A 22125-nucleotide genomic window follows, 5' to 3' on the forward strand; every position below is an offset into this window, starting at 1 on the left:
GCGACGTATGAAATAGAGAGGCCCCTGATGCGGGGCCTGATTCAGCACTGGAGCTGCAGCACGCGCGGTGCAGCGACTCAGATCACCTCGATGCCACCCATGTACGGCTTGAGCACCTCAGGTACGCGGATGCTGCCGTCGGCCTGCTGGTAGTTCTCCAGCACGGCCACCAGGGTGCGGCCCACCGCCAGGCCGGAGCCGTTGAGGGTGTGCAGCAGCTCGGGCTTGCCGGTTTCCGGGTTGCGGTAACGGGCCTGCATGCGGCGCGCCTGGAAGTCGCCACAGTTGGAGCACGAGGAGATCTCGCGGTACTTGTCCTGGCTCGGCACCCAGACTTCCAGATCGTAGGTCTTGGTGGCGCTGAAGCCCATGTCGCCGGTGCACAGGGCCAGCACGCGGTACGGCAGTTCGAGCAGTTGCAGCACCTTCTCGGCGTGGCCGGTCAGCTCTTCCAGCGCCTCGAAGGATTTGCCCGGCTCGACCACGTGCACCATCTCGACCTTGTCGAACTGGTGCTGGCGGATCATGCCGCGGGTATCACGGCCCGAGGCACCGGCCTCGCTGCGGAAGCACGGCGTGTGGGCGACGAACTTCAACGGCAGTTGCTTGGCATCGATGATTTCACCGGCAACGATGTTGGTCAGCGACACTTCGGCGGTCGGGATCAGGTAGAAATCGGCCTCGCCTTCGCGGCTGATCTTGAACAGGTCTTCCTCGAACTTGGGCAACTGGCCGGTGCCCTGCAGCGCCGGCGCCTGTACCAGGTAGGGCGTGTAGGCTTCTTCGTAACCGTGCTCGGCGGTGTGCAGGTTGATCATGAACTGCGCCAGGGCGCGGTGCAGGCGAGCGATCGGCCCACGCAACAGGGCAAAGCGTGCACCGGACAGCTTGGCGGCGGTTTCGAAATCCAGCCAGCCATGCTGCTCGCCAAGGCTGACGTGATCCTGAACAGGGAAGTCAAAGGTCTTCGGGGTGCCCCAGCGGCGCACCTCGACGTTGTCGTCTTCATCGGCGCCCACCGGCACGGATTCATCCGGCAGGTTGGGAATGCTCAGCAGCAGGTTGTCGAGCTCGACCTGGATGGCGTCCAGTTCGCGCTTGCCCTCTTCCAGCTCGCTGCCCATACGGTCGACGTCGGCCAGCAGCGGCGCAATGTCTTCACCGCGCTGCTTGGCCTGGCCGATGGACTTGGATCGACTGTTGCGCTCGGCCTGCAGTTGCTCGGTGCGGGTCTGGACGGACTTGCGCTGGGCCTCGAGGGCTTCGACGCGGGTCACGTCCAGTTCATAGCCACGGGTGGCCAGACGCTGGGCAATATCGTGCAGTTGGCTGCGCACCAGTTTGGAGTCGAGCATTTCAGGTTCTCGTCGATCAGAGTTTGGTTAGCGAAAGGCCTGCCCAGGTCGCAAGCAGGCCGCCCAGTACACTTGCGGCCAGGTAGGCCAGCGCCAGTGGCGCCTGGCTGCCTTCCAGCAGGCGCAGGGTGTCCAGGGAAAACGAAGAAAATGTGGTGAAACCGCCCAGTACGCCGACGATCAGCCCCGCCCGAACGGGCAGCGGCACCTCGGGGCGCATCAGGAACAGGCCGTAGAGTACCCCGATCAGCAGGCAGCCGACGAGGTTGACGAGCAAGGTGGCGCCATAAAAATGCTGCGGCCAGTTGGCGCTGATCCAGTTGCCGGTGAAAAACCGCGCCAGGGTGCCCAGGGCGCCGCCGACGGCAACCGCCGCGATGGTGACGATCATGGTTTTCTCCGCTGCCGGGGGCTGTTGGCATCCTGGCTGGCCAGGTGGGCCAGCTTGTCGCGAATCTTCAGCTCCAGGCCGCGCGGCACCGGCTCGTAGTAGCGCCGCGGCTCGAGGTCTTCGGGAAAGTAGTCCTCGCCGGCCGCGTAGGCATCGGGCTCGTCGTGGGCGTAGCGGTATTCGTCGCCGTAACCCAGCTCTTTCATCAGCTTGGTCGGTGCGTTGCGCAGGTGCAGCGGCACCTCTCGGGAGCCATTCTCCGCGACATCGCGTTTGGCGGCCTTGAAAGCGTTGTAGACGGCGTTGCTCTTTGGCGCGCAGGCCAGGTAGACGATGGCCTGGGCCACGGCCAGTTCGCCTTCAGGGCTGCCGAGGCGTTCCTGCACGTCCCAGGCATTCAGGCACAGGGTCAGGGCCCGCGGGTCGGCGTTGCCGATATCCTCGCTGGCCATGCGCACCACGCGGCGGGCGATATACAGCGGGTCGCAGCCGCCGTCGAGCATGCGCGCGAACCAGTACAGCGCACCGTCCGGGCTGGAGCCGCGTACCGACTTGTGCAGCGCGGAAATCTGGTCGTAGAAGGCCTCGCCGCCCTTGTCGAAACGCCGGCGGGTATCGCCGAGCAGGTCGAGCAGCAGCTCGGTGCTGATCTCACCACCGTCGTCGGCCAGGTCGGCGGCGTTCTCGAGAAAGTTGAGAAAGCGCCGGCCGTCACCGTCCGCCGCGCTCTTGAGAATCTCGAAGCTCTCATCGGGCACCGTCAGGCGGCGCTCGCCCAACCCCTTGGCTTCGCCCAGCGCGCGGTCGACCAGCTTGCGCAGGGCCGCGTCATCCAGGCTTTTCAGCACATAGACGCGCGCACGCGACAGCAAGGCATTGTTGAGTTCGAACGACGGGTTTTCGGTGGTCGCGCCAATGAAGATCAGCGTGCCGTCTTCCACATAAGGCAGAAAGGCATCCTGCTGCGACTTGTTGAAGCGATGCACTTCGTCGACGAACAGGATGGTTCGGCGGCCATACTGGGCCGCGTGCTGCTGGGCCATCTCGACGGCCTGGCGGATTTCCTTGACCCCGGACAACACCGCGGAAATTGTCTCGAAATGGGCATCGGTGACCTGGGCCAGCAAGCGCGCCAGGGTGGTCTTGCCGACACCGGGCGGCCCCCAGAAGATCATCGAATGCAGGGCGCCCTGCTCCAGCGCTTCGCGCAGCGGCTTGCCGCGGGCCAGCAGGTGTTCCTGGCCGACGTATTCGTCCAGCGTGGTCGCCCGCAAACGGGCGGCCAGGGGCTGGGCGACGGGCGCGCTACGAAACAGATCCACGACTGACCTACTCTTGAATGACGTCCGCACCCTCGGGGATTTCGAAGCTGAACTGCTTGTCATCCAGAGGCTGGTTCATCTTCACGTTCATGAACAGGATGTTGGTGCGCTGGCCGATGCTGTCGATCAGTTGCATGTCGTTCAGCACGCTATTGCGAAACGACAGGCGCAGGCTGTCGAACAGGGTGTCCTTGGACTTCGGCTTGAGGATGAAGTCCACCACGCTGCCGCCTTCCTTGAAGGTGATCTCGAAGTTCTCGCGAATCTGCGACACGTCACCGGACAACAGCAGCGCCGGGGTATGGGTCAGGCGCTGATCCAGCGACTGGATGGTCACCTGCTCGAGATCCGGGTCGTACAGCCAGACCTGCTTGCCGTCGGAAACCAGCAGTTGCTCCATCGGCTCGTCGGTGTGCCAGCGGAACAGGCCCGGGCGCTTGAGGGCCAGCTCGCCGGAGGTTTCCTGCAGCTGGGTGCCGCTGCCGTCGAGCGACAACTGGGAAAAGCGTGCAGAGATGGTCTGCGCCTGGTTGAGCAGCTCGGTCAGGCGCTTGACCGCCGCCTCGTCGTCAGCGTGGGCGAACAGGCTGGCCGTGGTGAGAACGGCGAGCAGCATCAGGCGAATCAGGCGCATGTGAATCCTCTTTCAGATTAATCGCGGTTCTGCCCGGGTGCGATGACCTCGCGCGAGCCGTTGGTGTTCATCGGGGTGACGACGCCGGCCATTTCCATGGCTTCGATCATCCGCGCGGCGCGGTTGTAACCGATCTTCAGCTTGCGCTGCACCGAGGAGATGGAAGCACGGCGGCTTTCCAACACGAAGTTGACCGCTTCGTCGTACAAAGGATCACTTTCGCTGTCTTCGCCGCCTTCACCGCCGCTGCCACCATCGAAGCCACCACCACCGCCCTCTTCCGAGCCGGCGAGAATGTCCTCGTTGTAATCCGGCGCGCCACGCAGCTTCCAGGCTTCGACCACGCGATGCACTTCATCGTCGGACACGAAGGCGCCATGTACGCGGATCGGCAGGCTGGTGCCCGGCGGCATGTAGAGCATGTCACCGTGGCCCAGCAGCTGTTCGGCGCCGCCCTGGTCGATGATGGTGCGCGAGTCGATCTTGCTCGATACCTGGAAGGCCATACGGGTCGGGATGTTGGCCTTGATCAGACCGGTGATCACGTCCACCGACGGGCGCTGGGTGGCGAGAATCAGGTGAATACCGGCCGCCCGCGCCTTCTGGGCGATACGGGCGATCAGTTCTTCGACCTTCTTGCCGACGATCATCATCATGTCGGCGAATTCGTCGACCACCACCACGATGGTCGGCAGGGTTTTCAGCAGCGGTGCTTCGTCTTCCATGCTCTCGCGGCGGTACAGCGGATCGGACAACGGCTCGCCGGCCTCGATGGCATCCTTCACCTTGCGGTTGAAGCCCGCCAGGTTACGCACGCCCATCTTCGACATCAGCTTGTAGCGACGCTCCATCTCGGCGACGCTCCAGCGCAGCGCGTTGGCCGCCTCCTTCATGTCGGTGACCACCGGGCAGAGCAGATGGGGAATGCCTTCGTAGATCGACAACTCGAGCATTTTCGGGTCGATCATGATCATCTTGGCGTCTTCGGGGCCCGACTTGAACAGGATCGACAGGATCATCGCATTGACGCCCACCGACTTACCGGAACCGGTGGTACCGGCGACCAGCAGGTGGGGCATCTTGGCCAGGTCGGTGATCACCGGCTTGCCGCCGATATCGTGGCCCAGGGCCAGGGTCACCGGCGATTTGGCGTCGTCGTACTCAGGGGTCGACAGCACTTCGGAGAACCGCACGATCTGGCGGTTCTCGTTAGGAATTTCGATACCCACGGTGGTCTTGCCGGGAATCACTTCCACCACCCGCACGCTGGTCACTGCCAGGGAACGGGCAAGGTCCTTGGCCAGGTTGGCGATACGGCTGACCTTGACGCCTGCGGCGGGCTGGATTTCGTAACGGGTAATCACCGGGCCCGGATGGATGGAGTCGACCGACACCTCGACACCGAACTCCTTGAGCTTGATCTCCAGCAGATGGCCGACGCCCGCCAGGGATTCGGGCGAGTACTCGATCTTCTTCGCTTCGGCCGGGTCGAGCAGCGAGATCGGTGGCAGCGTGCCTTCCACGGCGCTGTCGACGAACAGCGGCGCCTGTTTTTCCTTCTGCACGCGCTTGCTCGGCTCGGGCGCCTTGGGCGCGGCCGGCGCGGTAATAACCGGCGCGGGGCGGCTTTCGCGCTCGCTCATGTGTTTGTTGAGCGACTCTTCGCGCTCGATCAGGCGTTCCTTGACCTTGGCCTGCTCGCGACGGTCCTTGACCACCGGTGCGGCGACGTCATGCACACGCTCGTCGACTTCGCGCAGTTGGGCGACCAGTTGCTTGCGATCCTGGCGCGAACTCCACCAGCGATTGATAACGCTCTGCACCAGCTCCAGCAGGTCGAGGGTGATCTTGCCGGTCAGGTCCATGACCTTGAACCAGGACAGGTCGGTGAACACGGTCAGGCCGAACAGGAACAGGGCGATGAACAGCAGCGTGCTGCCCTGCACGTTGAGCGCCGCCACGGTCAGCTGCCCCAGGCTTTCGCCCAGGGCGCCACCGGCCGAGGCCGGCATGCTGGCACCGCTCTGGAAATGAATGTAGGCCAGCGCCGCACCGGACAGCACCAGGAACACCAGGCCGATCAGCCGCCAGGAGAACAGCCAGCCGCTCCAGTGCCACGGCTCGTGGCGCGCACGGAATACCTGCAGGGCCTTGATGCCCAGCAGCAGCGGAAACAGGTAGGCGAAATAGCCCAGGGCCATGAACAGCACGTCGGCGAACCAGGCGCCGGCGCGGCCCGCGGCATTGTGCACCTGCTCGACGTTGCTGGTATGGGTCCAACCCGGATCGGCCGGGTCGTAGGTGAGCAGCGCCATCCACACGTAGAGACACAGCGCCCCGAGGGCAATCAGGGCGCCCTCTTTGAGGCGATATGGCAATTGCTGACGCCAGGCTGGCGCCGGTGCTGTAGAGCTAGAGTTCTTCAAAACGCATCTGTTCCTGCGCTGCTAGCGCGCCGAATGATCGGTGGAGGACGAAACGTCGCCATTGTACGGCATGCCGCGGCTACGTTGGGGAACCGATCGCCGGCCTGGCTCCCGCTCGTGCCGTGCTTCGGTGTAGCATAGCGGCCACTATTCGTCCGTGCGGCTCAATTTGAGCATGCATTCTCTTTTGTGACAAAGGCTTATGAGGTGTTTTTATGAGCGAAGTCAAGCATTCCCGCCTGATTATCCTGGGCTCCGGGCCGGCTGGTTACAGCGCCGCCGTATACGCCGCTCGCGCCAATCTGAAGCCTGTCATCATCACCGGCATTCAGCCTGGCGGCCAACTGACCACCACCACCGAAGTCGACAACTGGCCCGGTGACGTCGAAGGCCTGACAGGCCCGGCCTTGATGGAGCGCATGCAGAAACACGCCGAGCGCTTCGACACCGAGATCATCTACGACCACATCCACACCGCCGAGTTGCAGGGCCGTCCGTTCACCCTCAAGGGCGACAGCGGCACCTATACCTGTGATGCGCTGATCATCGCCACCGGTGCATCGGCCCAGTACCTGGGCCTGCCTTCCGAAGAAGCGTTCGCCGGCAAGGGCGTTTCTGCCTGCGCGACCTGTGACGGCTTCTTCTACCGCAACCAGGTGGTAGCAGTGATCGGCGGCGGCAACACCGCCGTGGAAGAGGCCCTGTACCTGTCCAACATTGCCAAGGAAGTACACCTGGTGCACCGCCGCGACAAGCTGCGCTCGGAGAAGATTCTCCAGGACAAGCTGTTCGACAAGGCCGCCAACGGCAATATGCGCCTGCACTGGAACCACACCCTGGAAGAAGTGCTGGGCGACGCCACCGGCGTGACCGGCGCCCGCCTGCGCAGCACCCAGGATGGCAACACCACCGATCTGCCGCTGGCCGGCGTATTCATCGCCATTGGCCACAAGCCCAACACCGACCTGTTCCAGGGCCAACTGGAAATGCGTGACGGCTACCTGCTGGTCAAGGGTGGCAGCGAAGGCAACGCCACGGCGACCAGCATCGAAGGCGTGTTCGCCGCGGGCGACGTGGCCGACCACGTCTATCGCCAGGCCATCACCTCGGCCGGCGCCGGTTGCATGGCCGCCCTGGACGTCGAGAAATTCCTCGACGACAACTGAGGTCCTGGGCGGGATGATCCCGCCCTCCCCTGCTGGTCTGGCCGATGCTTACCTGGTTGCAACGCGACTCACTGACCTTCCCGCCGCTCGACAAGGCGCTGCGCGAACCCAACGGCCTGCTGGCCGCGGGCGGCGACCTGCGCGCCGAGCGCCTGATCGCCGCCTACCGGCACGGCTGCTTCCCCTGGTACCAGGATGGCCAGCCGCTGCTGTGGTGGTCGCCCGATCCCCGCACCGTGCTGTTTCCCGACGAGTTGCACGTCTCGCGCAGCCTGCGCAAGGTCATTCGCCAGGGGCATTTCCAGGTCACCTTCGACCGCGCCTTCGCCGAGGTCATCCGCGCCTGTGCGGCGCCTCGCGACTACGCGGACGGCACCTGGATCACCACCCCCATGCAGCAGGCCTACATCGACCTGCATGGGCGGGGTGTGGCGCACAGCGTGGAAGTCTGGCAGGACCGGCAACTGGTCGGTGGCCTGTATGGGCTGGCCATGGGCAGGCTGTTCTTCGGCGAGTCGATGTTCAGCCGGGCCGACAACGCCTCCAAGGTCGGCTTCGCCAGCCTGGTCGAGCAGCTCAAGGCCTGGCAGTTCGAACTGATCGATTGCCAGATGCCGACCCAGCATCTGCATAGCCTCGGTGCCCGTGCGATCAGCCGCCAGGAATTCGCCGGTTACCTGGCGCGTTTTCTGGATCAACCGAGCCTCGCCGACTGGCGCGACAGTGACGAGCGCGTTTCTGGCCCGCAGCCCGGCGCTGGCATACACTGATTCAAGGCCCATCCCGGGAGTCGATCATGACGGAGCTGGCTCGCCTGAAGTTCTACGCTACCCAGCCACATCCCTGCAGCTACCTGCTCGAGGAACAGGCCACCACGCTGTTTCTCGATCCCAGCCAGCCGATGGACGCGGACATGTACGCCGAGCTTTCCGAGCTGGGCTTTCGGCGTAGCGGCGATCACCTCTATCGCCCCCATTGCCAGCGCTGTACGGCCTGCGTGCCGGCCCGCATCCCGGTTGCCCGCTTCGCACCCAACCGGCAGCAACGGCGCATTCTCAAACGTAATGAAACGCTCGAAGTAACCGCTGTAAGTCCTTCATTCAGCGAAGAATATTATCAGCTATATGCGCGCTATATCGAGCAGCGACATGCTGACGGCGACATGTACCCACCCAGCCGCGAGCAGTTTTCCACCTTTCTGGTTCGCGACCTGCCCTTCTCGTGCTTCTTCGAGTTTCGCGAGCAGGGCCGCTTGCTGGCCATTGCCGTGACCGACGTGTTGCCCAATGGCCTGTCGGCGGTCTACACCTTCTACGACCCGGACGAAGAGCGCCGCAGCCTGGGTCGCTACGCCATCCTCTGGCAAATCGGCGAAGCCCTGCGCCTGAACCTGCACGCCGTTTATCTTGGCTACTGGATCAAGAACTGCAGAAAGATGAACTACAAGACCCAGTACCGCCCCATCGAGCTTTTCGTCAACCAACGCTGGGTCGCCCTGACCTGAAATTGACGATTTTCATGGGCTTTCGCTGCTGAAACAGAGGCAGCCCCTTGGCGTCAACCCTTGTTTTCAGGCACAATGTTTGCCGCTTTTGCCTGGGGCCAGTTGCGCCGGGCCATTCTCTGGATACCGAGGGCTTTACTGCATGTCGAAAGAAGACAGCTTCGAAATGGAAGGCACTGTCGTCGACACCCTGCCCAACACCATGTTTCGCGTGGAGTTGGAAAACGGGCACGTCGTTACCGCGCACATCTCCGGAAAGATGCGCAAGAATTACATCCGCATTCTGACTGGTGACAAGGTCCGCGTAGAGCTGACCCCTTACGACCTGAGCAAGGGTCGCATCACCTATCGCGCCCGCTAACGGAGCAAGAGCAGGGTTTTCTGCTCTGTCCCCAGCGACCAATAAAAAGCCCGGCATCTATGCCGGGCTTTTTATTGGTCGCCTGCTATAGAGCTGGACGGGAGCGCTGGAGCGCCCCGCCAGGTCTCAGGCCATTTCCGCAGTGGTCTCGAAATCGAACGTCAGTTCGCCATTTTCGAGATCCACATGCACCGTGCCACCGTGCTCGGAAAGCTCGCCAAAGAGGATCTCCTCGGCCAGCGGTCGCTTGATGCGATCCTGGATGAGGCGAGCCATCGGGCGGGCGCCCATCTGCACGTCGTAGCCCTGCTCGGCCAGCCAGTCGCGCGCGGCGTTGCTGACCTCGAGCATGACGCGCTTGTCCTCGAGCTGCGCCTGCAACTCGATGAGGAACTTGTCGACGATGCTCTTGATCGTTTCGTGGCTGAGGCGGCCGAACTGGATGATGGTGTCCAGACGGTTGCGGAACTCCGGCGTGAAGCTCTTCTTGATCACTTCCATGGCGTCGGACGAGTGATCCTGATAGCTGAAGCCAATCGACGCCCGCGACGCGGTTTCCGCACCGGCGTTGGTGGTCATGATCAGGATTACGTTGCGGAAGTCCGCCTTGCGCCCGTTGTTGTCGGTCAGCGTGCCGTGATCCATCACCTGCAGCAGCAGGTTGAAGACTTCCGGGTGCGCCTTCTCGATTTCATCGAGCAGCAATACGCAATGGGGCTGCTTGGTGATCGCCTCGGTCAGCAGGCCGCCCTGGTCGAAACCGACGTAGCCGGGTGGCGCACCGATCAGGCGCGACACGGTATGCCGCTCCATGTACTCGGACATGTCGAAACGCACCAGTTCAACCCCCAGCGCCTTGGACAGCTGGCGAGCGGCTTCGGTCTTGCCGACCCCGGTCGGGCCGGCGAACAGGAACGAACCCACCGGCTTGTCCGGCGCCTTGAGACCGGCCCGCGACAGCTTGATGGCGGTGGCCAGCGAATCGATGGCGGCATCCTGGCCGAACACGGTCAGCTTGAGGTCGCGCTCCAGGTTGCGCAGCAGTTCCTTGTCGGAGCTGCTGACGTGCTTTGGCGGAATCCGCGCGATCTTGGCGACGATATCCTCGACCTGTGGCACGTCGATACGCTTGAGGCGTTTGTCCTGCGGCTGCAGGCGCTGGAAGGCACCTGCCTCGTCGATCACGTCGATGGCCTTGTCGGGCATATGACGGTCGTTGATGTAGCGCGAGGCGAGCTCGGCGGCGGCGCGCAGGGCTTCGTCGCTGTACTCGATATCATGGTGCTGTTCGAAGCGCCCCTTGAGGCCCTTGAGGATGCCAATGGTGTCTTCCACCGACGGCTCGACCACGTCGACCTTCTGGAAGCGCCGCGCCAGGGCACGGTCCTTCTCGAAGATGCCGCGGAACTCCTGGAAGGTGGTGGAGCCGATGCAGCGAATCTCGCCAGACGACAGGGCCGGCTTGAGCAGATTGGAAGCATCCATCACGCCGCCCGAGGCTGCGCCGGCCCCGATGATGGTGTGAATTTCGTCGATGAACAGGATCGCTTGCGGACGCTTGCGCAGCTCGGTGAGCAGCGCCTTGAGGCGCTTCTCGAAATCACCACGGTACTTGGTGCCGGCCAGCAGCGCGCCCAGGTCCAGGGAATACACCACGCTGTCGGCCAGCAGATCGGGTACCTGGTTGTCGACGATGCGCTTGGCCAGGCCTTCGGCGATGGCGGTCTTGCCCACGCCGGCCTCACCGACCAGCAACGGGTTGTTCTTGCGCCGGCGAGCAAGAATCTGCGCGACGCGCTCGACTTCGTGCTCACGGCCGACCAGCGGGTCGATACGCCCCTGGCGCGCCAGTTCGTTCAGATTGCTGGCGTAGGCATCCAGCGGATTGCCTGAGGAGGAGGACTCGCCGCCCTCTTCGTCCTGCATTTCCTGGTCGGCTTCGGGGGATGCGCCCTGCCCCGGCACCTTGGAGATGCCATGGGCGATGAAGTTGACCACGTCGATACGCGCCACGCTCTGCTGCTTGAGCAGGAACACCGCCTGGCTTTCCTGCTCGCTGAAGATCGCCACCAGCACATTGGCACCGGTGACTTCGCGTTTGCCCGAGCTCTGCACGTGGAATACCGCGCGCTGCAGCACGCGCTGGAAGCCCAGGGTCGGCTGGGTTTCACGCTCTTCGTCATGCTGGGGAATCAGTGGCGTGGTGGAGTCGATGAACTCCTGCAGATCGCTGCGCAGCTTGTCCAGGCTGGCGCCGCAGGCGCGCAGCACGCTGGCTGCCGCTTCGTTGTCCAGAAGAGCCAGCAGGAGGTGCTCCACGGTCATGAATTCATGACGTTTTGCGCGTGCCTCCTTGAAGGCAAGGTTGAGGGTGACTTCGAGCTCTCGATTTAACATAGCTTCACCTCATGCCCAAGCGGCCGGCGTTAACCGTCCTTCTCGATTTCACAGAGTAATGGATGCTGGCTTTCCCGCGCATATTGATTGACCTGCGTGGCCTTGGTCTCGGCGATATCGCGGGGGTAGAGCCCGCACACGGCGCGACCTTCGGTATGCACGGTCAACATGATCCTGGTTGCCACCTCGCGATTGAGGTTGAAGAAGGTCTCAAGTATCTCGACCACGAAATCCATTGGGGTGTAGTCATCATTGAACAAGACCACCTTGTAGAGCGGAGGCGCCTGCAATGCCGGCTTGGACTCCTCGACGGCCAGGCCTGACGAGTCGTCCTCATGCGGTGCGGGTCGATCCTGATTGAATGTTAGTCGAATCTGGCTACTTGCATGCATGCTGGATAAAAGGTTCGTGGGGGTGAATGGAGCGGGCCGCAAAAAATCAGACCCGTTTATCGTCGTTTCGTGCGATGCCTTGACTATCGGCAAAAGGGTGTTACAACCAAAGGATACCCGTACGGGGTGAAAGGGCTTGCGTTCGCTGGGCGATCCCCGTGAACGCTGGATCTAATGTGGATGATACTCCAGCAGTGGGGTTCCTTGCAGAGGGATATCAGCATGCTAAGTGGTAAGGTCAAGTGGTTCAACAACGCCAAGGGCTACGGGTTCATCCTGGCTGATGGCCGAGATGAGGACCTGTTCGCCCATTATTCGGCCATCCAGATGGATGGGTACAAAACCCTGAAGGCCGGCCAGGCCGTCAGTTTCGATATCATTCAAGGCCCCAAAGGTCTCCACGCGGTAAACATCAGCGCTGCTCAGGCCACTCAGGACGCACCCGCTCCTGCCCCGAGCAAGGCGCAGGCAACGGCGGTGGAAGCCTGACCTTTCACCCTTCACACAACCGGCCGCGATGGCCGGTTTTTTATGGGCGAGCGAAAAGATCGCGGCGCCCAGCTTCGTGTTGAAAACGGCGGCAAACAGGCAAATTGCATCTTCGCTACGGCCGCGAGCAACTTGGCACGTCGGTTTGATATACTCGGGCGCTGACTGAGTAGTCATAAGGGCGCATATGCCTGGAGTACGGCTTCCAGCACCTGTCGTGCCGGCCTTGTCAGGCGATTTCTTACCGCCACCAGTCGGCTGCGGCACCCAACATCATCGGGATGGAACTTCGAATTCACAGCATTGCTGCCGAGGCGTGGCCAGAAGCCACCTCACCCGGATCAGTGTCGTGCAAGTTCAGTAAAAAGAGAGTTAAATCAAATATGACCACACGCTCGAAGATTATCTACACCCTCACCGACGAAGCCCCTGCGCTCGCGACCTACTCCCTGCTCCCCATCGTCAAAGCCTTCACCGCCTCCTCCGATATCGCCGTCGAGACCCGCGACATTTCGCTGGCCGGCCGTATCCTGGCGCTGTTCCCCGAGTTCCTGACCGACGCTCAGAAACAGGGTGATCACCTGGCCGAGCTGGGCGCCCTGGCCACCACGCCGGAAGCCAACATCATCAAGCTGCCGAACATCAGCGCCTCGGTGCCGCAGCTCAAGGCGGCCATCAAGGAACTGCAGAGCCAGGGCTATGCCCTGCCTGATTACCCGGACGCCGGCGACAGCGACGAAGCCCGCGACATCCGCAGCCGTTACGACAAGGTCAAGGGCAGTGCCGTGAACCCGGTCCTGCGCGAAGGCAACTCCGACCGCCGCGCGCCGCTGTCGGTCAAGAACTACGCCCGCAAGCACCCGCACAAGATGGGCGCCTGGAGCGCTGACTCCAAGTCCCACGTGGCACACATGGAAAGCGGCGATTTCTACGGCAGCGAGAAAGCCGCCCTGATCGACGCCAACGGCAGCGTGAAGATCGAGCTGATCGGCGCTGACGGCAGCACCACCGTGCTCAAAGAGAAAACCTCGGTTCTGGCTGACGAAATCCTGGATTGCTCGGTTCTGAGCAAGAAGGCCCTGCGCAGCTTCATCGCCGCTCAGATCGAAGACGCCAAGAAACAGGGCGTGCTGTTCTCGGTGCACCTGAAGGCCACCATGATGAAGGTCTCCGACCCGATCATCTTTGGCCAGATCGTTGCCGAGTTCTACAAACCAGCCCTGGACAAGCATGCAGCTGCCCTGCAGGAAGCCGGTTTCAACCTGAACAACGGTATTGGCGACCTGTACGCCAGCATCAAGAAGCTGCCGGCCGCCAAGCAGGCCGAGATCGAAGCCGACATCAACGCCGTCTACGCCGATCGCCCGGCGCTGGCGATGGTCAACTCCGACAAGGGCATCACCAACCTGCACGTGCCGAGCGACGTGATCGTCGACGCCTCGATGCCGGCGATGATTCGTGACTCGGGCCGCATGTGGAATACCGCGGGCGAACTGCAGGACGCCAAGGCGGTGATCCCGGATCGCTGCTACGCCGGTATCTACCAGGCCGTGATCGAAGACTGCAAAGCCAATGGCGCGTTCAATCCGACCACCATGGGCAGCGTGCCGAACGTTGGCCTGATGGCGCAGAAAGCCGAAGAGTACGGCTCCCACGACAAGACCTTCCAGATCCAGGCCGACGGCGTGGTTCGTGTCAGCGATGCCAACGGCAAGGTACTGATGGAGCAGCAGGTGGAAGAAGGCGACATCTTCCGCATGTGCCAGACCAAGGACGCGCCGATCCAGGACTGGGTCAAGCTGGCCGTCAACCGTGCCCGCCTGAGCGACACCCCGGCCGTGTTCTGGCTGGACCCGGCGCGTGCTCACGACGCGGCAATGATCAACAAGGTCGAGAAGTACCTGAAGGATCACGACACCAGCGGTCTGGACATCCGTATCCTCGCCCCGGTCGAAGCCATCAAGTTCTCCCTGGCGCGCATCCGCGACGGCAAGGACACCATCTCGGTGACCGGCAACGTACTGCGCGACTACCTGACCGACCTATTCCCGATCATGGAACTGGGCACCAGCGCCAAGATGCTGTCGATCGTGCCGCTGATGAACGGCGGTGGCCTGTTCGAAACCGGCGCTGGCGGCTCCGCGCCGAAGCACGTGCAGCAGCTGGTCGAAGAGAACTTCCTGCGCTGGGATTCGCTGGGTGAGTTCCTGGCTCTGGCTGCTTCCCTGGAGCACCTGGGCAACACCTACGGCAACCCGAAAGCACTGGTGCTGAGCAAGACCCTGGATCAGGCCACCGGCCAGTTCCTCGACAACGACAAGTCGCCAGCGCGCAAGGTCGGCGGTATCGACAACCGCGGCAGCCACTTCTATCTGGCGCTGTACTGGGCCCAGGCCCTGGCAGCACAGAGCGAAGATGCCGCCCTGCAGGCGCAGTTCGCCCCGCTGGCCAAGGCACTGAGCGACAACGAAGCGAAGATCGTTGCCGAACTGGGCGCGGTACAGGGCAAGCCGGCCGAAATCGGTGGCTACTACGCACCGGACAAGGCACTGACCGAAAAGGTCATGCGCCCGAGCGCAACCCTCAACGCTGCTCTGGCCGCGCTGGTCTGATCACGCGCTGATGTAGCATCGACAGCCCCGGCCCCGTGCCGGGGTTGTCGTTTTCAGCCCCCCAAGAAAAGGAAACCTCATGAACTGGCACGCCCACGTCACCGTCGCGACGATAGTCGAGCATGACGGCCGTTTTCTGTTCGTCGAAGAGTTGAAAGGCGGCCGTCTGGTGCTCAATCAGCCCGCCGGCCATCTGGAACCCCGGGAAAGCCTGCAGCAGGCGGCGATTCGTGAAACCCTGGAAGAAACCGCCTGCGATGTCGAGCTGACCGGTGTCACCGGCATCTACCTGTACACCGCGCCGAGCAATGGCGTGACCTATCAGCGCATCTGCTTCGTCGCCAAGCTGCTCAAGCACCACCCCGAGCGCGCACTCGATAGCGACATCAGTGGCATCCGCTGGCTTACCCCCGAAGAACTGAAAGGCGAGTCCCATCGCCTGCGCAGTGAGCTGGTGCTGCATTGCCTTGACGATTACCTGGCAGGCGAGTGCTATCCGCTGAGCCTTGTCCACGACCCGATCTAGCCTGCGGCCAACACCTCGGCGCTGGCTGCGCTGAAAGGTGCTGCGCATCCTGTTAGAATCTCGCCCCTTTGAAGCCTGTATTGATCCCGACCATGCAAGATCCAGCCTCCCAGCGCGTAATCGTCGGCATGTCCGGCGGCGTCGACTCCTCCGTCTCGGCCCTGCTGCTTCTCGAACAGGGCTATCAGGTCGAAGGCCTGTTCATGAAGAACTGGGACGAAGACGACGGCACCGAATACTGCACCGCCATGGACGACCTGGCCGATGCCCAGGCGGTGTGCGAGCGCATCGGTATCAAGCTGCACACCGCCAATTTCGCGGCCGAGTACTGGGACAACGTGTTCGAGCACTTCCTGGCCGAATACAAGGCGGGCCGCACGCCCAATCCGGACATCCTCTGCAACCGCGAGATCAAGTTCAAGGCGTTCCTCGACTACGCCCTGATGCTTGGCGCCGACCTGATTGCCACCGGCCATTACGTGCGCCGCCGCGATGTCGACGGGCGCAGCGAGCTGCTCAAGGGCCTGGATGGCAACAAGGACCAGAGCTACTTCCTGCACGCCGTGGGCGGCGAGCAGATCGCCAAGACCCTGTTTCCGGTTGGCGAGCTGGAGAAGCCCGAGGTACGGGCGATCGCCGAGAAGTACCAGCTGGCCACCGCGAAGAAGAAGGACTCCACCGGCATCTGCTTCATTGGTGAGCGGCGCTTCAGCGACTTCCTCAAGCAGTACCTGCCGGCGCAGCCAGGCACTATCGAAACCACCGCCGGCGATGTCATCGGCAAGCACCACGGCCTGATGTACCACACCATCGGCCAACGCCAGGGCCTGGGTATCGGCGGCCTCAAGGAGGCCAGCGACGAGCCCTGGTACGTGCTGCACAAGGACCTGGGCCGCAATGTGCTGGTGGTCGGCCAGGGTAATGAGCACCCATGGCTGTTCTCCCGCGCCCTGCTGGCCTCGCAGATCTACTGGGTCAACCCCGTGGAGCTCGCTACACCCCGGCAGCTGACCGCCAAGGTGCGCTACCGTCAGGCTGACCAGGCCTGCACCCTGGAGCGCACGGCCGAGGGGTATCGCGCCACCTTCGAGCAACCGCAACGCGCCGTCACACCCGGCCAGTCCGTGGTGTTCTACGACGGTGATATCTGTCTTGGCGGTGGCGTGATCGAAAGCGCCGAGCCCTGGAGCGAGGGCGCCCCGCGATGAACCCTATTCAGGAACAACTGATCGCCCTCGGCGCAGTGTTTCAAGCTGCGGTAATGGTCGACAAGATCGCCAAGACCGGCCAGGCCGGCGAAGGTGAAGTCACCTGCCTGATCGGCAGCCTGCTGGTGCGCGATGCCAACGGCACCCTGGATGTTTATGGCGGCGATGACCTCAACCTGCGCGACGGCTATCGCGCCCTGGTCAGCGCCCTGGAGCGCGACCCTGCCAGCCTGCAGCGCGAACCATTGCGTTACGCCCTCGCCCTGCTCGGCCTGGAGCGCCAACTCGACAAGCGCGGCGACCTGCTGCAGCTGATGGGCAATCGCCTGGACCAGATCCAGAGCCAGGCCGAGCATTTCGGCATTGGCCACGAGAATGTCATCTCCTCCTGCGGTGCCCTGTATCAGGACACCATCAGCACCTTCAAGCAGCGCATCCAGGTACAGGGCGACAGCCGTTTCCTGCAGCAGCCTGCCAATGCCTCGAAGATTCGCGGCCTGCTGCTCGCCGGCATTCGCTCGGCGCGCCTGTGGCGCCAACTGGGCGGGCATCGCTGGCAGCTGGTGTTCAGCCGCCGCAAACTGCTGCGCGAGCTGTACCCGATGCTGCGCGGCTGATTTTTCACGATCGACCCCATGCGCATCTCACTCGTCGAATGACTGGGCCGCGGCGCTGAAAGCCGCCCCAATTCGTGTATGATATGCGCCCTTTTCATCGCCCGACTGTCCGAGAACGCCTCCCATGCAGCTTTCCTCGCTCACCGCGGTTTCGCCCGTAGATGGCCGCTATGCCGGCAAAACCAGCGCCCTGCGCCCCATTTTCAGCGAATATGGCCTGATCCGTTTCCGCGTCCAGGTGGAAGTTCGCTGGCTGCAGCGCCTCGCTGCCCACGAGGGCATCAGTGAAGTGGCGCCCTTCTCCGCCGAAGCCAACGCGCTGCTCAACGAGCTGGCCGAGAACTTCGCGATCGAGCACGCCGAGCGCGTCAAGGAAATCGAGCGCACCACCAACCACGACGTCAAGGCCGTGGAGTACCTGCTCAAGGAGCAGGCCGCCAAGCTGCCGGAGCTGGACAAGGTCAGCGAGTTCATCCACTTCGCCTGCACCAGCGAGGACATCAACAACCTGTCCCATGCCTTGATGCTGCGCGAAGGCCGTGACGACGTGCTGCTGCCGCTGATGCGCCAGATCGCCGCTGCCATCCGTGAGCTGGCGGTAAAGTTCGCTGACGTGCCGATGCTGTCGCGCACCCACGGCCAACCGGCTTCGCCGACCACCCTGGGCAAAGAACTGGCCAACGTCGTCTATCGCCTCGAGCGGCAGATCAACCAGATTGCCGCCGTGCCGCTGCTCGGCAAGATCAATGGCGCGGTGGGCAACTACAACGCCCACCTGTCCGCCTACCCGCAGATCGACTGGGAGGCCAACGCCCGTCAGTTCATCGAGAACGACCTGGGCCTGCAGTGGAACCCCTACACCACGCAGATCGAGCCGCACGACTACATCGCCGAGCTGTTCGACGCCATCGCGCGTTTCAACACCATCCTCATCGACTTCGACCGCGATGTCTGGGGCTACATCTCCCTGGGCTACTTCAAGCAGAAGACCATCGCAGGCGAAATCGGATCGTCGACCATGCCGCACAAGGTCAACCCGATCGACTTCGAGAACTCCGAAGGCAACCTGGGTATCGCCAACGCACTGTTCCAGCACCTGGCCAGCAAGCTGCCGATCTCCCGCTGGCAGCGTGACCTGACCGACTCCACGGTACTGCGCAATCTCGGTGTCGGCTTCGCCCACAGCGTGATCGCCTATGAAGCAAGCCTCAAGGGAATCAGTAAGTTGGAGCTCAATGCTCAACGTATTGCTGAAGACCTGAACGCCTGCTGGGAAGTGCTCGCCGAGCCGATCCAGACCGTCATGCGGCGCTACGCCATCGAAAACCCCTACGAGAAGCTCAAAGAGCTGACCCGCGGCAAAGGCATCACCCCAGAGGCCTTGCTGGCCTTCATCGATGGCCTGGATATGCCGCAGCAGGCCAAGGAAGAGCTCAAGCAGCTCACCCCGGCCAACTACATCGGTAATGCCGTGGCTCAGGCCAAGCGCATCTAAACGGCCTTCGGCTCCAAGGACGCCCGGCTGAAGCCGGGCGTTTCTTTTTATACGCTTCGATAAATATCAAGGACTTACAGATGAATCCTGATGCTCCTCTTCAGCTGTTGGGTGGCCTGAGCGCACGTGAATTCCTGCGCGACTACTGGCAGAAGAAGCCCCTGCTGGTGCGCCAGGCCATTAGCGATTTTGAAAGTCCCATTTCTGCGGACGAATTGGCCGGCCTGGCCCTCGAGGAAGAAGTCGAGTCGCGCCTGGTGCTCGAGCACGGCGAGACGCCGTGGGAAGTGCGCCGCGGCCCGTTCGCCGAGGACGCCTTCGCCGAGCTGCCGGAGCGCGACTGGACGCTGCTGGTGCAGGCCGTCGACCAGTTCGTGCCCGAAGTCGCCGAGCTGCTGGAGCAGTTCAAGTTCCTGCCCAAATGGCGTATCGACGACGTGATGGTCAGCTTCGCCACCCCTGGTGGCGGCGTTGGCCCGCACTTCGACAACTACGACGTGTTTCTCCTGCAGGCTCATGGCCGCCGTCGCTGGCAGATCGGCCAGATGTGCGACGCACAGAGCCCGCTGCTGCCGGATCTGGACATGAAGATCCTGGCCCAATTTGATCAAACCGAAGAATGGGTGCTCGAGCCCGGCGATATGCTCTATCTGCCGCCGCTCCTGGCCCACTGTGGCACCGCCGAGGACGATTGCATGACTTATTCCGTGGGTTTCCGCGCACCCAGCGCGGCCGAAGTACTGACCCATTTCACTGATTTTCTTGGCCAGTTCCTGCCCGACGAAACCCGCTACAGCGACGCCGGCACTGCGCCGGTCAGCGACCCCAACGAAATCCAGCGCGACGCCCTCGATCGCCTCAAGGCCCTGCTCGCCGAGCACATGAGCGACGAGCGCCTGCTGATGACCTGGTTTGGCCAGTTCATGACCGAGCCCCGTTACCCGGAGCTGATCGCCGGTATCGAAATCGACGAAGACGGCTTCCTCGAGCAACTGGAAGACGGCGCCGTGATGATCCGCAACCCCAGCGCGCGCATGGCGTGGTCGGAAGTCGGTGAAGACCTGGTGCTGTTCGCCAGCGGGCAGAGCCGCCTGGTTTCCGCCAGCCTGCGTGAGCTGCTGAAATTGATCTGCTCGGCCGACGCCCTGCACCTGGAAAATCTCGGTCCGTGGATCGCCAACGACGAAGCCCGGGAACTGGTTCTCGAGCTGACCAAACAAGGAAGCCTGGAGTTTGCCGCCGATGAATGACCTGCACGTACGCATCGCCGACTGGCACAAGGATTACGAAGAACTGCGCCGCATCCGCGAAACGGTCTTCGTTGCTGAACAGGCCGTGCCGCCTGAACTGGAATGGGACGCCGAAGACAGTGATGCCGTGCATTTCCTCGCCTGCGAAGGCGACTACCCGATCGGTACCGCGCGCCTGCTTGCCGACGGTCAGATCGGCCGGGTGTCGGTGCTCAAGGACTGGCGCGGCCTCAAGGTGGGCGAAGCGCTGCTGCAGGCGGTGATCGCCGAAGCGGAGAAACGTGGCCTGAATCAGCAAATGCTCAGCGCCCAGGTGCAGGCAACGCCGTTCTATGAAAAGCTGGGCTTCACTGTAGTGAGTGACGAATACCTGGAAGCCGGCATTCCCCACGTCGACATGGTGCGCAGCAGCTGATTCGAGCTGTGGCGCCCATGGATGCCACAGAGGTCAGCATGAACGATGAACAGATGCCCGATGACGGCGCGCTCGAGCCGATCGAGTTCCAGTCACCCGGGCGTTTCAGCCTGCACAACCCGGACAGCCAGCTGCCAACGCCGGCTGCCTGGGAACCCGCCCCCTTCGTACTCGGCAGCGAGCAGGCGTTACAACGCTTCAGCCTGCCCGACCAGGCGCGCAGCCATGCGCTGGCGCTGATGCAGCAGGCCAGCCGTACGCTGTGCCTCTACAGCCCCGATCTCGAACCCTGGCTTTACAACCACAGCAGCATTGCCCAGGCATGCACGCAGTTCGTGCTCAGCCATCGCCACAGCACGCTGCGCATTCTGCTGCGTGACAGCAGCCGCGCCGTTCGCGATGGGCACCGGCTGATCGGCCTGTCGCGCAAACTGGCCAGCCATATACAGATTCGCCGCTGCCATGCCGATTATCCCGTGCCCGATGGCGCCTTTCTGCTGGCCGACGATCACGGCCTGCTGATGCGCCCCGAGCCCGATCAATTCGGCGGCTATGCGCACTACCAGGACGCCGCCGGCGTGCGCCAGTTGCAGCGGCTATTCGATCAAACCTGGGACACCAGTATCACCGATCCTGATTTGCGGAGTTTTCTGCTATGAAGAGCGTTCTGCTATGAAACGTCATGTTCTCGGCGCGGCCCTGCTCGCGCTCAGCCTCTCGGCGCTGGCCGCCACCGAAGTCATTGCGCTCAACTACCGAACCGCGGGCGATCTGTTGCCCGTGGTGCAGTCGGCGTTGGGCAACGAAGGGCGTGTCAGCGCTTATGGCAACCAGCTGATCGTCAATGCCCCGCCGGGCAAGATCGAAGAGGTTCGCGCCCTGCTCGGCCAGCTCGATACCCAGCCGCGGCGCCTGCTGATCAGCGTCGACACCAGCGAGTCGACCTACCGTGACGACCGCGGTTATGGCGTTGACGGCAGCATCAGCGCCGGCAATGGTCGTGTCGAGATCGGCCGTGGTGAGGTCGGTGGCCGTGACCAGGCGCGCATCATCCGCCGCAGCACCGACAGCCGTGGCGGCGGCACTCAGCAGGTGCAGACCAGCGAAGGTTATCCGGCGCTGATCCAGGTCGGCCAGAGCGTGCCAATTACTACCCGCAGTCGCGACGCTTACGGCCAGGTGTACAACAACACCGAGTACCGCAATGTCACCCAGGGCTTCTACGTCACCGCCAGCCTGGCGGGCGATACCGTGCACCTGGACATCAGCAGCAACCGTGACCGCGTCAGCCAGCAGCAGCCCGGGGTGATCGACATCCAGCAAGCCGACACCCGCGTCAGTGGCCGGGTTGGTGAATGGATCAGCATTGGTGGCAGCAGCGAACAGAGCCAGGCCGACAGCAGTGGCATCCTGCGCCGCTATTCGACCGAAGGCCGCGACGACATGAGCATGCGCGTGAAAGTCGAGGTGATCGACTGAAAGCCCCATAAAACGTGACTGCGCGGTCGATCTAAGACTTATGTAGTACTCCTAAAAAAACACTACAAAAATGATTGACGAACATT

At 62.8% G+C, this 22125-nt stretch carries 21 protein-coding genes; 14 read left to right on the plus strand and 7 right to left on the minus strand.

Annotated elements, in window-relative coordinates:
• Positions 1 to 77: 77 nt before the first annotated feature.
• The 5 genes from serS to ftsK are packed head-to-tail and all read right to left on the minus strand — an operon-like array spanning position 78 to position 6128.
• A complete protein-coding gene (serS, locus tag QYS36_RS19765; protein ID WP_074887747.1) occupies positions 78 to 1355 on the minus strand; it encodes a serine--tRNA ligase in 1278 nt (425 codons plus the stop codon).
• 16 nt (positions 1356 to 1371) lie between these two features.
• The gene (crcB, locus tag QYS36_RS19770) at positions 1372 to 1746 is read right to left on the minus strand and encodes a fluoride efflux transporter CrcB (RefSeq protein WP_308841077.1); all 375 of its coding nucleotides are present in this window, start codon (positions 1744 to 1746) and stop codon (positions 1372 to 1374) included.
• Positions 1743 to 3068 carry a replication-associated recombination protein A gene (locus QYS36_RS19775; protein WP_308841078.1) on the minus strand — a complete coding sequence of 442 codons (1326 nt, stop codon included), beginning with the start codon at positions 3066 to 3068 and terminating at the stop codon, positions 1743 to 1745. The genes crcB and QYS36_RS19775 overlap by 4 nt, the downstream gene beginning before the upstream one ends.
• A gap of 7 nt (positions 3069 to 3075) precedes the next feature.
• Positions 3076 to 3702, minus strand: a complete 627-nt coding sequence (gene lolA / locus QYS36_RS19780) for an outer membrane lipoprotein chaperone LolA (RefSeq protein WP_308841079.1) — start codon at positions 3700 to 3702, stop codon at positions 3076 to 3078.
• A 17-nt stretch (positions 3703 to 3719) separates the two neighbouring features.
• Positions 3720 to 6128 (minus strand): DNA translocase FtsK, encoded by a 2409-nt coding sequence (gene ftsK, locus QYS36_RS19785; RefSeq protein WP_111462485.1) that lies wholly within the window; start codon positions 6126 to 6128, stop codon positions 3720 to 3722.
• Positions 6129 to 6343: 215 nt separating this feature from the next.
• On the opposite strand from ftsK, the gene trxB reads away from it, so the two are divergent.
• The 4 genes from trxB to infA all read left to right on the plus strand — a co-directional run bounded on the left by trxB (position 6344) and on the right by infA (position 9159).
• A complete protein-coding gene (trxB, locus tag QYS36_RS19790; RefSeq protein WP_308841080.1) occupies positions 6344 to 7294 on the plus strand; it encodes a thioredoxin-disulfide reductase in 951 nt (316 codons plus the stop codon).
• Between the two features lie 44 nt (positions 7295 to 7338).
• A complete protein-coding gene (gene aat, locus QYS36_RS19795) occupies positions 7339 to 8064 on the plus strand; it encodes a leucyl/phenylalanyl-tRNA--protein transferase (RefSeq protein WP_308841081.1) in 726 nt (241 codons plus the stop codon).
• 26 nt (positions 8065 to 8090) lie between these two features.
• The gene (locus QYS36_RS19800; protein ID WP_308841082.1) at positions 8091 to 8798 is read left to right on the plus strand and encodes an arginyltransferase; all 708 of its coding nucleotides are present in this window, start codon (positions 8091 to 8093) and stop codon (positions 8796 to 8798) included.
• A gap of 142 nt (positions 8799 to 8940) precedes the next feature.
• Positions 8941 to 9159: a translation initiation factor IF-1 gene (gene infA / locus QYS36_RS19805; RefSeq protein ID WP_002553999.1), complete on the plus strand. Its 219-nt coding sequence runs from the start codon at positions 8941 to 8943 to the stop codon at positions 9157 to 9159.
• A 126-nt stretch (positions 9160 to 9285) separates the two neighbouring features.
• On the opposite strand, the gene clpA is transcribed toward infA, so the two are convergent.
• Together clpA and clpS are read right to left on the minus strand one after the other, a co-directional pair.
• Positions 9286 to 11556 carry an ATP-dependent Clp protease ATP-binding subunit ClpA gene (gene clpA / locus QYS36_RS19810; protein ID WP_308841083.1) on the minus strand — a complete coding sequence of 757 codons (2271 nt, stop codon included), beginning with the start codon at positions 11554 to 11556 and terminating at the stop codon, positions 9286 to 9288.
• A gap of 29 nt (positions 11557 to 11585) precedes the next feature.
• The gene (clpS, locus tag QYS36_RS19815; protein ID WP_308841084.1) at positions 11586 to 11948 is read right to left on the minus strand and encodes an ATP-dependent Clp protease adapter ClpS; all 363 of its coding nucleotides are present in this window, start codon (positions 11946 to 11948) and stop codon (positions 11586 to 11588) included.
• Positions 11949 to 12170: 222 nt separating this feature from the next.
• On the opposite strand from clpS, the gene cspD reads away from it, so the two are divergent.
• From cspD to QYS36_RS19865, 10 genes are all read left to right on the plus strand, one after another.
• Positions 12171 to 12437, plus strand: a complete 267-nt coding sequence (gene cspD / locus QYS36_RS19820; RefSeq protein ID WP_308841085.1) for a cold shock domain-containing protein CspD — start codon at positions 12171 to 12173, stop codon at positions 12435 to 12437.
• 383 nt (positions 12438 to 12820) lie between these two features.
• Positions 12821 to 15049: an NADP-dependent isocitrate dehydrogenase gene (locus tag QYS36_RS19825; protein ID WP_308841086.1), complete on the plus strand. Its 2229-nt coding sequence runs from the start codon at positions 12821 to 12823 to the stop codon at positions 15047 to 15049.
• A gap of 79 nt (positions 15050 to 15128) precedes the next feature.
• On the plus strand, positions 15129 to 15575 hold the full coding sequence (locus tag QYS36_RS19830) for an NUDIX hydrolase (protein WP_308841087.1): 447 nt from the start codon (positions 15129 to 15131) through the stop codon (positions 15573 to 15575).
• A gap of 92 nt (positions 15576 to 15667) precedes the next feature.
• Entirely contained in the window at positions 15668 to 16783 is a 1116-nt protein-coding gene (mnmA, locus tag QYS36_RS19835) for a tRNA 2-thiouridine(34) synthase MnmA (protein WP_308841088.1), read from the plus strand.
• Complete coding sequence (gene hflD, locus QYS36_RS19840; protein ID WP_308841089.1) at positions 16780 to 17400, plus strand: high frequency lysogenization protein HflD; 621 nt, start codon at positions 16780 to 16782, stop codon at positions 17398 to 17400. The genes mnmA and hflD overlap by 4 nt, the downstream gene beginning before the upstream one ends.
• A 124-nt stretch (positions 17401 to 17524) precedes the next feature.
• On the plus strand, positions 17525 to 18895 hold the full coding sequence (purB, locus tag QYS36_RS19845; protein WP_308841090.1) for an adenylosuccinate lyase: 1371 nt from the start codon (positions 17525 to 17527) through the stop codon (positions 18893 to 18895).
• Between the two features lie 80 nt (positions 18896 to 18975).
• Positions 18976 to 20145: a cupin domain-containing protein gene (locus QYS36_RS19850; protein ID WP_308841091.1), complete on the plus strand. Its 1170-nt coding sequence runs from the start codon at positions 18976 to 18978 to the stop codon at positions 20143 to 20145.
• Entirely contained in the window at positions 20138 to 20560 is a 423-nt protein-coding gene (locus QYS36_RS19855; protein ID WP_073266895.1) for a GNAT family N-acetyltransferase, read from the plus strand. The genes QYS36_RS19850 and QYS36_RS19855 overlap by 8 nt, the downstream gene beginning before the upstream one ends.
• A gap of 38 nt (positions 20561 to 20598) precedes the next feature.
• Positions 20599 to 21219 (plus strand): histone acetyltransferase HPA2, encoded by a 621-nt coding sequence (locus tag QYS36_RS19860; protein ID WP_308841092.1) that lies wholly within the window; start codon positions 20599 to 20601, stop codon positions 21217 to 21219.
• 13 nt (positions 21220 to 21232) lie between these two features.
• Positions 21233 to 22039 (plus strand): secretin N-terminal domain-containing protein, encoded by an 807-nt coding sequence (locus QYS36_RS19865; protein WP_308841093.1) that lies wholly within the window; start codon positions 21233 to 21235, stop codon positions 22037 to 22039.
• Positions 22040 to 22125: the final 86 nt, after the last annotated feature.

This window comes from Pseudomonas sp. G34 (assembly GCF_031119625.1).
Classification (GTDB): Bacteria; Pseudomonadota; Gammaproteobacteria; order Pseudomonadales; family Pseudomonadaceae; genus Aquipseudomonas.

What these genes read in the sequence shown, in the direction of transcription:
- serS (WP_074887747.1), bottom strand. Translation starts at nt 1,355, where the DNA reads ATGCTCGACTCCAAACTGGTGCGCAGCCAACTGCACGATATTGCCCAG.
- crcB (WP_308841077.1), bottom strand. Translation starts at nt 1,746, where the DNA reads ATGATCGTCACCATCGCGGCGGTTGCCGTCGGCGGCGCCCTGGGCACC.
- lolA (WP_308841079.1), bottom strand. Translation starts at nt 3,702, where the DNA reads ATGCGCCTGATTCGCCTGATGCTGCTCGCCGTTCTCACCACGGCCAGC.
- trxB (WP_308841080.1), top strand. Translation starts at nt 6,344, where the DNA reads ATGAGCGAAGTCAAGCATTCCCGCCTGATTATCCTGGGCTCCGGGCCG.
- aat (WP_308841081.1), top strand. Translation starts at nt 7,339, where the DNA reads ATGCTTACCTGGTTGCAACGCGACTCACTGACCTTCCCGCCGCTCGAC.
- QYS36_RS19800 (WP_308841082.1), top strand. Translation starts at nt 8,091, where the DNA reads ATGACGGAGCTGGCTCGCCTGAAGTTCTACGCTACCCAGCCACATCCC.
- infA (WP_002553999.1), top strand. Translation starts at nt 8,941, where the DNA reads ATGTCGAAAGAAGACAGCTTCGAAATGGAAGGCACTGTCGTCGACACC.
- clpA (WP_308841083.1), bottom strand. Translation starts at nt 11,556, where the DNA reads ATGTTAAATCGAGAGCTCGAAGTCACCCTCAACCTTGCCTTCAAGGAG.
- clpS (WP_308841084.1), bottom strand. Translation starts at nt 11,948, where the DNA reads ATGCATGCAAGTAGCCAGATTCGACTAACATTCAATCAGGATCGACCC.
- cspD (WP_308841085.1), top strand. Translation starts at nt 12,171, where the DNA reads ATGCTAAGTGGTAAGGTCAAGTGGTTCAACAACGCCAAGGGCTACGGG.
- QYS36_RS19825 (WP_308841086.1), top strand. Translation starts at nt 12,821, where the DNA reads ATGACCACACGCTCGAAGATTATCTACACCCTCACCGACGAAGCCCCT.
- QYS36_RS19830 (WP_308841087.1), top strand. Translation starts at nt 15,129, where the DNA reads ATGAACTGGCACGCCCACGTCACCGTCGCGACGATAGTCGAGCATGAC.
- mnmA (WP_308841088.1), top strand. Translation starts at nt 15,668, where the DNA reads ATGCAAGATCCAGCCTCCCAGCGCGTAATCGTCGGCATGTCCGGCGGC.
- hflD (WP_308841089.1), top strand. Translation starts at nt 16,780, where the DNA reads ATGAACCCTATTCAGGAACAACTGATCGCCCTCGGCGCAGTGTTTCAA.
- purB (WP_308841090.1), top strand. Translation starts at nt 17,525, where the DNA reads ATGCAGCTTTCCTCGCTCACCGCGGTTTCGCCCGTAGATGGCCGCTAT.
- QYS36_RS19850 (WP_308841091.1), top strand. Translation starts at nt 18,976, where the DNA reads ATGAATCCTGATGCTCCTCTTCAGCTGTTGGGTGGCCTGAGCGCACGT.
- QYS36_RS19855 (WP_073266895.1), top strand. Translation starts at nt 20,138, where the DNA reads ATGAATGACCTGCACGTACGCATCGCCGACTGGCACAAGGATTACGAA.
- QYS36_RS19860 (WP_308841092.1), top strand. Translation starts at nt 20,599, where the DNA reads ATGAACGATGAACAGATGCCCGATGACGGCGCGCTCGAGCCGATCGAG.
- QYS36_RS19865 (WP_308841093.1), top strand. Translation starts at nt 21,233, where the DNA reads ATGAAACGTCATGTTCTCGGCGCGGCCCTGCTCGCGCTCAGCCTCTCG.